Here is a 9,226-nt window from a genome sequence, read left to right on the forward strand (position 1 = left end):
GGCGATACGAATATCAACTACTCAAAAATCTTGATTACCCCCAAAGAACTCAAGGAAAAACTACCCCTATCGCCCGAATTAGAACAACGCATTGTTAACTACCGCAAACAGATTCAAAAAATCTTAGACTTTCAGGACAACCGTAAATTCATCGTCGTCGGCCCATGTTCGATTCACGATGTCGCCGCTGCCGAAGCATACGCCCACAAATTAAAAGCTCTAGCCGATCGAGTTTGTGATAAGTTTCTACTCATCATGCGAGTTTATTTCGAGAAACCCCGCACCACCGTCGGCTGGAAAGGGTTGATCAACGACCCAGATATGAACGAGTCTTTTGATGTCGAAAAAGGCTTATATACTGGCAGGAACTTATTAATTAAACTAGCCGAAATCGGCTTACCCACTGCGACAGAAGCTCTCGATCCGATCGTGCCCCAATACTTGGACGAATTAATTGCTTGGGCAGCGATTGGCGCGCGCACCACCGAATCTCAAACTCACCGCGAAATGGCGAGTGGACTATCGATGCCCGTCGGTTTTAAGAATGGCACCGATGGCAGCGTTAAGGTAGCCTTAAACGCGCTCCAGTCTGCCATGCAACCACACAATTTCCTGGGCATCGACAAGCACGGACGAGTCAGCGTTTTTCAAACCAGAGGTAATGCTTACGGACACATTATCTTACGCGGTGGCGAAGGTAAACCCAACTACGATCCCGTCAGCGTAAAAGCTGCCGAAACCGAACTCAAAAAAGCTAACTTACCCCCCCGCATCGTAGTCGATTGCAGTCACGGTAATTCTAATAAAGATTATCGCCTCCAACCGATCGTCTTTGAAAGCACGATTCAACAGATCGTTAATGGCAATACCTCAATGGTGGGGATGATGTTAGAATCCAATCTTAATGAAGGCGGACAGTCGATTCCTGAAGATCTGACTCAGCTTAAATACGGCGTTTCGGTTACCGATAAGTGTATCAATTGGGCAGATACCGAACGGATTATTCTCGCTGCTTACGATCGACTGTAGGCGTTAGTTTACCGGAATAAATCGTCCTCTCAGGGTGCCCGTTGCTCGTACTAACGAGCAGATGGGGCATCCTTATTTGTATGAGTGTATACAAAAATGCAGGCGATCTTTACGTTAGAATTGCCTGCATAACTCGTAATTTTCCATGAGCGCGTGACTGCCAACGAGCCACGCAATGATAACTTAGGTAGCATCGATCCAGTCATAGATCCGATCGAGCTGTTCGATCGTCACCAGCCCGTATTGCCATAACAACATCGGTACTGGGCCTGGGTTGCGCTCTATTTGCTTGAGCACGATCGCCATCGAAGAAGCCGAAATAGCGAGATCGTCTTGTAAAAATCGAATTAATTTTGTTAAAGGAGTAGATGAGATCATTGCCGTACCTCCGGCTAAATTTGAAAAAAGTATTTGTTAAAAATCAGAAGATCGGCAGCCATACAACTTTCCATCGAGGATAATTGGCGGTAGTGAAGGTTAGTTTAGATCTTCACCAACTGCGGTCTAAATTACAGAAAGATTCAAATTGAGATTGAATTAATCGTGTCGCCGATCGCTGCAAAGTCTAACAAAATATGGGTTAGAAGTAGCGATGATGAGCGCGATCGTCGTAACGGCTAGTCCGATCGAGTAGTAATTTGTTTAAAAATTGCTAATTTGTTTTGCTATTTATGGATAGAGTTGCCCTAGTTACCAAGCGATTAAATTGTTAACTGGCAATAACAAATATTTAATCTTGTTAGCGTTCGATCGGAATCCGTAGAATCTCTAGAGTTTTTTTAAGCTTGAATCGGAGTGTCAGTAAATTTGCGGATTTTTTATTATTAAGAATGGATCCTAACACGAGTCTTGCCGTTTATTGCTAGTTAATAGCTATTTCAGCATTTTGGCTGAGTAAGGATCGATTTTCACCCGATCGCCAACTTTAAGCCGCAGCTCGGCGGATCTACCACCGCGTAATTCAATGACGCTATCGATCGGAATTTTTGGCTCTGGGCCGTAGCCGGGGCAATCGCTAACTTTACACGGCGGGATATTAGCCCCAATATGCTTGACTACGCCATTAGACACAAAGATCATATCTAGTGGAATTAATGTATTCTTCATCCAAAAGCTGACTGCACGCGGTGGCGAAAAGACAAATAACATCCCCCGATTGGCAGCTAGTTCGGTGCGATTCATCAGCCCCATAGATTGCTCTTCAGACGTGCGTGCGACCTCAAGCAGGATACTTTGCCCATTAATCGTGATTTGGGCACTTAGAGGCAGTTTTTGACTCGGTGTGGCAGGATTACTCGTCGGCTTGGGAGTCGATAGTGATGGTGTTGAGGAATTTTTGGGCGGGAGTGGGGGTGCAGATTCTACGGGAAGAGAACAGCCAAATAGCCACATTCCAACTATCCCACAAGTTATAAATCTCAGTTGTTGAATCACGATACTTTTACGGGATAGGGTTTGAGTGGTTGAGTTTAAGACTTCGATGGCGATCCTCATCCAGTTTACTGCTGTCGAAGGCTACTGACGATCGAATGTACGACTTTGTTTCCAGACTAGCTAGCACGAGGATCTACGGCTTCTGAATGCTCGTTACCCGATTGGGATGTTAAAAACAGTAGTTTGACACCTGCGGGTGAATGCTGTTTATGCCAAATCCCTTGCGGAACTATCAAAATAGAACCTGCGCTCACAGTAATTTCACTCGTTTTGTCACGATCGAGCATGGTAATCTGCACAGATCCTGTCAGGATCTGAAGCAGCTCATCATCGGGGTGTCGCTCCCACGGGGTAGATCCACAGAAGCAGACTAATCCCATCGCGCACTGATTGAAGCGAGCGAGCATCTTCATTGCTGCGCCCGCATCTTCACTAGTAGTTTGGGCGGTTATTTCTAGTTTATCGATTTCATTCAGCGCAGACGATACATCTATAAAGTTCACATTTTGCTCCCAATTCGATCCTCCGTAAAATATTAGTTCGTTTGTTCTGTAATGTCAATTGTGACTAGTCTCGCAGTACGTATCCGACACCGCGCACGGTTTGAATCAGTCGCTTACCGCCGTCTTTTTCTAATTTAAGCCGGAGATAGCGCACGTAAACTTCAATGACATTAGATTCGCCTAAAAAGTCATATCCCCAAACATTTTCTAAGATTTGTTCTCTAGTCAGTTCGGTTTCGGGATGAGACATTAAATAGCGCAGGAGTTCAAACTCTTTGACGGTGAGTTCGATGGTACGATCGTGTCGCGATACCCGATGCGTGACAAAATCTAACACCAGATCGCTAAATCGCAGTTGTTCGCCGACGGTGACATTAGAGTGCAGATACAACCCGATCGCGTGCAAAAATTTGGGGGCATGATAGGGTTTGAGTACATAGTCATCGGCTCCAGATTCTAAGCATACAATCCGATCGGCGATCGCATCGTTGGACATTAGCATGAGAATGGGCACCATAAAACCCAATTCTCGCAGTTGCGGAATGAGTGTCAGTGCCGATTCTCCAGGTAGAGATCGATCGATCGCAATTAGGGCTGGATGCAGTTTTTTAGCTTGGTCTAAGCCCATTCTAGCATTTTCGGCAATCGCGACTTGATAGCCTGCTTTGCTCAGATCGAGGCTCATTTTCTCAGCTAAGATTAAATCGTTTTCGATTAGGACAATTGGGGTATTTTCTGCCATACATTAGAGGACGAGGGGACTTGGGGACTGGGAGACTTGGGGACTGGGAGACTTTGGCTGCACTCAGTACAAATTTTGGATTGACAAGCAAGCAACTCTCTCCCCATCTCCCCGTCCCCCCGTCTCCCCGTCTCCCCGTCTCCCCGTCTCCTACGGCAACTCCACCGATGTCGGCTTGGCAATATGCGGCAATCCCCAACCGAGTTTTTCGCGCAAAATTTTGAAGTATTCGGGGGGGTGGAGTCGGATAAATTTGGCTGGATAGGGAGAGCGGGCGATCCTAATGCTAAATTCGGGGAGAATATAACAGCCCCCATTGCCATCTACGACCATTACGAGCCGATTGGGGTTGGCAGAATCGATCTTAACGGTTTCGGTGTCGGAAAACACTAGCGCGCGCGAGGCGAGGGAATGGGGGCAGATGGGGACTAGTTGGAGGGCATCGACACCAGGGGCGACGACGGGGCCGCCAGCACTGAGGGAATAAGCGGTAGAACCCGTGGGGGTGGAGAGGATGATACCATCGGCGGCGATGTCTACTGGGGCGTGTCTGCCGACAGTCACTTCAAAGTGACACATGCTGGTGAGAGGTTCGCGATGGATCACCATTTCATTGAGGCATAAGGCTTCCCATAGTAATCGATCGCCTTCCCAGACTTGAACCGTCAGCATCGCCCGATTTTCGATTTGGTAATCGCCGGAGATCGCCAGTTCGATCGCCTCTGGGAGCTGATTGATGTATGTTTCAGTCAAAAAGCCCATGTGTCCGGTATTCACCGTCAGCAAGGGGATGCCACTTGGTGCAACTTGACGAAAAGCAGCCAAAACTGTGCCATCGCCACCCAAGACGATCGCGAAACTCATCTGTGAGTCAAAGCCGGGGGGACACAGAGCATCGATCGGCGTATACGAAATCGGTCGATCGGATTGACAATATCCGAGGATGCCACCTTTGGCGGCGGCGGTACAAACTTCCCAGCCTAATGCTGTCAACTTGTCGTCGATTTCTTGGGCAATCCGACAAGCAACAGGTTTACCCTCGTTATAAATTATGCCTACTTTTGGCACGGATGTAGTCCTACTTAAAATTCGATCGGGACACAGATTGCCATCTTGTGGAGATCGACTGGGCAAAGCCCACGCTGTGCCTAACGGCAGGCTCCGCCAACGCGAACGGGTTGACGATGCCAGCGATTTTCTCCCACATCGATCTTGTAAATTGCCAACATCATGATGGCAATTTACAAGGAAGATGGCAAGCGGTTCGGTTTTCTATAATTATTGCATATTCGGCACACAGAATCGTTACGAGGATGGGATGGTGTCGTCAACTACGATTCATCCCGTTCGCGGAGCGTGGGCTTTGCCCAATCGCGATTTAGTTCATCACTTTTTTCTTTTTCTGTTTGGCGGCTTGGACTTCTTTTTGCTTGTTCTTCTCGTAATCTAATTCTTTGAGTTTACGCATAATTCGGCTGAAATATTCTTGTAAATAAGCTTCTAGCGTGCCGATTTCTTTAGCTTCGATCCCAAAAATTTTATATACTTCATCCATCTCAGCGACTAGGGGTTTCCCGGTGGCTAATACTTCGGTAAAAGCCAGCCTGTCGGCGGAGTTCCAGCTCCATTCAAAGAAGCGTAATGTTTGTCTCATCACCCGAATAATCCCGATCGGCACGTTGGTAATTTTGGCTTCTTTACCAGACTGACGTTCGCAGAAACTAATAATTTCTTTGCCGCTCCAGGCGCGATTGCCGACGATCGGGAAACTACGCTTGCTCGTTTCGGGTACCGATAAAGCTTTGATGGCAAACTTGGCGACATCTTGAGTATCCATGTACGCGATCGGCGAAGATTCGCCAGTCATCCACACGGGTTGTCCTTCTAATGTGGGAATCGCAAATTGTCCGATCAGTCCTTGCATGAATCCCGCTGGACGCAAGATCGTATAGTTCAAACCCGATTCTTTTAGAAATAGCTCCGTACACCGCTTGATTTCCATTAAGGGTACGTTAGGATAATTTTCGGCACCCAGAATCGAGAAGAAAATAAATCGTTCTACTTTAGCTTCCACCGCCGCTTGAATCAGCGCAACCTGTCCATCCCAATCGACTTTTTTAATGCTTAATGAATCTGTCGCTCTGGCGGTGGCGGCATCGATTACGGCTGTAACGCCTTCTAATGCAGGTGCCAAGGTACTAGGATTACAGATATTCCCAACGACTAATTCTGCCCCCCACTCTTTGAGAAAAGCAGCTTTGCGCGTACTTCTGACAAGACAGCGAACTTGGTAGCCTTCATCCAAGGCGCGGCGTGCGATCTGTCTGCCCAAGGTACCCGTGGCACCAACAATCAATAATGTCATTTATAAAGAATAATTAAAAATTATTAAAGTTATTTTGTTAAATATTAGCAGAAAAGTCTCATCTTTGTTAACAAAAATTCACACAATGAGTTTGGGGCGAGGATCGAACTCATATCCTATACCCCACGGCTCATCCACAGATTATTCTTCTTCTGGGCCTTGAATCTTGAGAAAGAGAAATCCCAGGCTCAAACCCACTAAAATCAAGCTTGACGACAAGATTGCAGCATTGAAAATTTCACCAGCCATGACTGAAGTACTCCTTGTGAATTATTAAATGACAGATTTATAGTTCCCCCAGCGATGGGGATCGTATCATGTATCGTAGCAGGATCTTGGGGGTATTGGCGTGTGGGATGTGCGAGGGGGACGGGGAGACAGGGAGACGGGGAGACGGGGGAGGTTTTGTCTGTATTTCCTAAAACCTAAAACCTAAAAACCTAAAGTCTAAGTTATGAATAGAGCTGAGTTAGCCGATCGCATTTCAAAGCGATAAAGTTGAAGGGAGTGGGTAGTGATGTCGATCGAGTTTGCGAGGATGAAATTATGAGTAAACCGAGACTAATTATTACATTAGGCGATCCGGCGGGGATTGGGACGGAGGTTATTCTCAAGGCTTTAGCCCAGCGATCTGGGGGTGAGTGCAATCTGACGGTGCTGGGTAATTTGGACTTATTAATCGATCGTTATCAGCAGTTATGCCAGCAGATGTCAGCGAATATATTAGCTAATCCCGCTGACTTAAATATTATCGATGTCCCACTGTCTCCAGCGATTCGCGATGGGGTGAAATTAGGCGAGGGTAATGCGGCGAGTGGTGCTGTGAGTTTTGCTTATTTAGATGCGGCGATCGATCGGACGTTAGCGGGTGAATTTGAGGCGATCGTGACGGCTCCGATCGCCAAATCAGCGTGGTTGGCGGCTGGACATCATTTTCCTGGTCAAACTGAATTACTTGCGCTCAAGGCGAATCTAGACCGCTTTGGGATGATGTTTGTGGGTGTCTCTCCTCACACTGGCTGGACGTTGAGAGCGTTGTTGGCGACGACACATATTCCGGTGGCTCAGGTGTCTGCGGCTTTGACACCAGCATTGCTGAGTCTCAAGTTGGGGTTATTGATAGAGTGTTTGCAGGCAGATTTTGGGCTAGAATCTGGGACGATCGCGATCGCGGGTTTAAATCCGCACAGTGGTGAGGGGGGACAGTTGGGGCGCGAAGAGGTGGAATGGATGGATCGGTGGTTGGAGGGGGAGCGGGAGCGGTATCCGCAGTATAAATTGCTGGGATTGTTACCACCAGATACCATGTGGGTGAAACCGGGACAAGCTTGGTTTGGGACTCATTCTCAGCCGCAAGCTGCGGATGCTTATCTGGCTTTATATCACGATCAGGGTTTGATTCCGGTAAAGTTGATGGCGTTCGATCGGGCGATTAATACCACGATCGGGTTACCATTTGTGAGGACTTCGCCAGATCATGGGACGGCATTTGATATTGCCGGGTTGGGAATTGCGGATGCGCGGAGTATGAGGGCGGCGATCGATCTGGCGGTAGAATTAGTCGAACGACGATCGATCTCGGTGAAGTTAATGGCAAGCTAAGTATTTTTAATAATGTAGGATTTAAGTGCGTTTACCCTGACTCGTCAATTCGATCGAGCGATAGTTGCTTTTGACAAAGCGATCGATAAGGGTGAAGTATTAACGGGGAATTATGTTAAAGCATTATCGCTGCGGTCATCTGGAAAACCAAAGTTAGCCGAGATCTCGATCGCCAAAGCCATCGCTGTAGTTCCAAATAATAGTCGTGCCAGTTATGCCTATTTTTGGCAGCTTCAAAGTTCGATTTTTCAGGACTTGAGAAAGTATGACGAAGCATTAACAGCAATTAATATCGCGATCGAACTAGAACCGCGAGATTTGACATTACGCGATCGCAGGGCGGGGATATTAAGCCTCAAAAAATAATGTTCGATCTTCGGTTAGCTGGCGGTTAAAACCGCCGCTAGTGATACAAAGTCCGCCTTCGCGGACTAAGATTTTCAACCCGCGTAGGCGGGTTTTGCAACACTAGCGACGATTTTAATCGTGCGGTAATCGATTTCCAGTTATTTAGATACTAACCAAAGCTGAAATAAGATCCAAAAAATTTCGATCGATCGTGCATTATCCCCAAGAATCTACCCGAAAGATAAAGCATGGTGCCGCTGCTCCCACACGGGCGGCTTTACCAACACCAGCACGATCGAATTCATTGATTCGATCGGTTGCCAACATCAAAGCCCACCTGGACTTAGTTTTCAAGATCCAAATTCTGACAAACTACCATCTACCAAAATAATTAACATGAAACTAACCTTCACCCTGGGCATCGTCGGCTGTATGCTGCTCGAACTCCTAGTAGCTGATGCCAGTAGTGCGCGGCCTTATTCCTATGAAACAGATCGCCGACCCCAAACTTGCCCATCGCGAGTAACCCCAAGAAGAGGCGCAATTAGTGTCGAACAGGCAAAAATGTATTTTTATTGCGACCAAGAAAAAGAAACTGGGACTCCTGGGACAAGAAACGGTGGCAGTTTGTGGCTGATAGATAACCTCAACCTTCAGGTTGCATCCCGCCCTCGTGCAGTCAATCGAAACGATCTTGAATATGCTGAGAGCCAATCGGTTAATTTAGCCATCGATACACAACAACCTGTATACGATATCAAAGCAAGTTTCATCCGTTCTATTTGCCACGATATGAATATTTATAAACCTGGTAAAAACTGCCTGGTGGAGAGGTTTCAAAGCAGTGGAATCTGTTTCCGAACTACTTTTGACGACTGGCACTGCCGTGTAAAAGGTAGTGCGACAACAATTGCCGATCGAGAAGTTGACTATCGACGCTAACGTTAAACAAGATTAGATCGATCTATTTGGTAGGAGCAATTAATGAATTGCCCCTACCAAGCAAATCGCGCCTAAAGCCCCACACTCCACTCGAATTAACAAATACAACTGTTGCATCTTACCCATGAAACCGATCGCGCTAATTATTTTATCTAGCATACTGCTATTACCAGGAAGCTCGATTGCTTCAGATCGATCGAATCATCAAATCAATTCAGCATCTTCACAGCAAATTTCCCAAACTCCGCCCATAAATCCAGA

The 9,226-nt window shown here is 46.9% G+C and carries 12 protein-coding genes; 4 read left to right on the forward strand and 8 right to left on the reverse strand.

What is annotated here, in order from left to right; genetic code table 11:
- A partial coding sequence (locus RMO79_RS08400) for a 3-deoxy-7-phosphoheptulonate synthase (RefSeq protein ID WP_310482665.1) occupies window positions 1–1,029 on the forward strand: 1,029 nt, incomplete at its 5' end.
- Window positions 1,030–1,212: 183 nt separating this feature from the next.
- Here the strand turns inward: RMO79_RS08400 and RMO79_RS08405 are convergent.
- The 5 genes from RMO79_RS08405 to RMO79_RS08425 all read right to left on the reverse strand — a co-directional run bounded on the left by RMO79_RS08405 (window position 1,213) and on the right by RMO79_RS08425 (window position 4,776).
- A complete protein-coding gene (locus tag RMO79_RS08405) occupies window positions 1,213–1,407 on the reverse strand; it encodes a DUF2949 domain-containing protein (protein WP_295615470.1) in 195 nt (64 codons plus the stop codon).
- 495 nt (window positions 1,408–1,902) lie between these two features.
- A complete protein-coding gene (locus tag RMO79_RS08410) occupies window positions 1,903–2,523 on the reverse strand; it encodes a DUF192 domain-containing protein (protein WP_310482666.1) in 621 nt (206 codons plus the stop codon).
- A gap of 56 nt (window positions 2,524–2,579) precedes the next feature.
- The gene (locus tag RMO79_RS08415; RefSeq protein WP_310482667.1) at window positions 2,580–2,966 is read right to left on the reverse strand and encodes a cupin domain-containing protein; all 387 of its coding nucleotides are present in this window, start codon (window positions 2,964–2,966) and stop codon (window positions 2,580–2,582) included.
- Between the two features lie 64 nt (window positions 2,967–3,030).
- The gene (nblR, locus tag RMO79_RS08420) at window positions 3,031–3,708 is read right to left on the reverse strand and encodes a response regulator transcription factor NblR (protein ID WP_310482668.1); all 678 of its coding nucleotides are present in this window, start codon (window positions 3,706–3,708) and stop codon (window positions 3,031–3,033) included.
- A 150-nt stretch (window positions 3,709–3,858) separates the two neighbouring features.
- Window positions 3,859–4,776, reverse strand: a complete 918-nt coding sequence (locus tag RMO79_RS08425; RefSeq protein WP_310482669.1) for an NAD(+) kinase — start codon at window positions 4,774–4,776, stop codon at window positions 3,859–3,861.
- Here RMO79_RS08425 and RMO79_RS08430 point away from each other — a divergent pair.
- Window positions 4,760–4,942, forward strand: coding sequence for a hypothetical protein (locus RMO79_RS08430; RefSeq protein WP_310482670.1), 183 nt, complete (start codon window positions 4,760–4,762; stop codon window positions 4,940–4,942). The genes RMO79_RS08425 and RMO79_RS08430 overlap by 17 nt on opposite strands.
- 144 nt (window positions 4,943–5,086) lie before the next feature.
- On the opposite strand, the gene RMO79_RS08435 is transcribed toward RMO79_RS08430, so the two are convergent.
- Complete coding sequence (locus tag RMO79_RS08435) at window positions 5,087–6,073, reverse strand: SDR family oxidoreductase (RefSeq protein ID WP_310482671.1); 987 nt, start codon at window positions 6,071–6,073, stop codon at window positions 5,087–5,089.
- Window positions 6,074–6,214: 141 nt separating this feature from the next.
- On the reverse strand, window positions 6,215–6,322 hold the full coding sequence (locus tag RMO79_RS08440) for a PetM family cytochrome b6-f complex subunit 7 (RefSeq protein ID WP_309736810.1): 108 nt from the start codon (window positions 6,320–6,322) through the stop codon (window positions 6,215–6,217).
- Between the two features lie 297 nt (window positions 6,323–6,619).
- Here RMO79_RS08440 and pdxA point away from each other — a divergent pair, with 297 nt between their 5' ends.
- The gene (gene pdxA / locus RMO79_RS08445; RefSeq protein ID WP_310482672.1) at window positions 6,620–7,675 is read left to right on the forward strand and encodes a 4-hydroxythreonine-4-phosphate dehydrogenase PdxA; all 1,056 of its coding nucleotides are present in this window, start codon (window positions 6,620–6,622) and stop codon (window positions 7,673–7,675) included.
- 564 nt (window positions 7,676–8,239) lie between these two features.
- Here pdxA and RMO79_RS08450 read toward each other — a convergent pair.
- Window positions 8,240–8,377 (reverse strand): hypothetical protein, encoded by a 138-nt coding sequence (locus RMO79_RS08450; protein WP_310482673.1) that lies wholly within the window; start codon window positions 8,375–8,377, stop codon window positions 8,240–8,242.
- Window positions 8,378–8,419: 42 nt separating this feature from the next.
- Between RMO79_RS08450 and RMO79_RS08455 the strand changes: the two genes are divergently transcribed.
- Window positions 8,420–8,965, forward strand: coding sequence for a hypothetical protein (locus RMO79_RS08455; protein ID WP_310482674.1), 546 nt, complete (start codon window positions 8,420–8,422; stop codon window positions 8,963–8,965).
- Window positions 8,966–9,226 lie beyond the last annotated feature (261 nt).

Origin of the sequence: Chamaesiphon sp. VAR_48_metabat_403 (genome assembly GCF_031422475.1) — a bacterium.
Classification (GTDB): domain Bacteria; phylum Cyanobacteriota; class Cyanobacteriia; order Cyanobacteriales; family Chamaesiphonaceae; genus Chamaesiphon.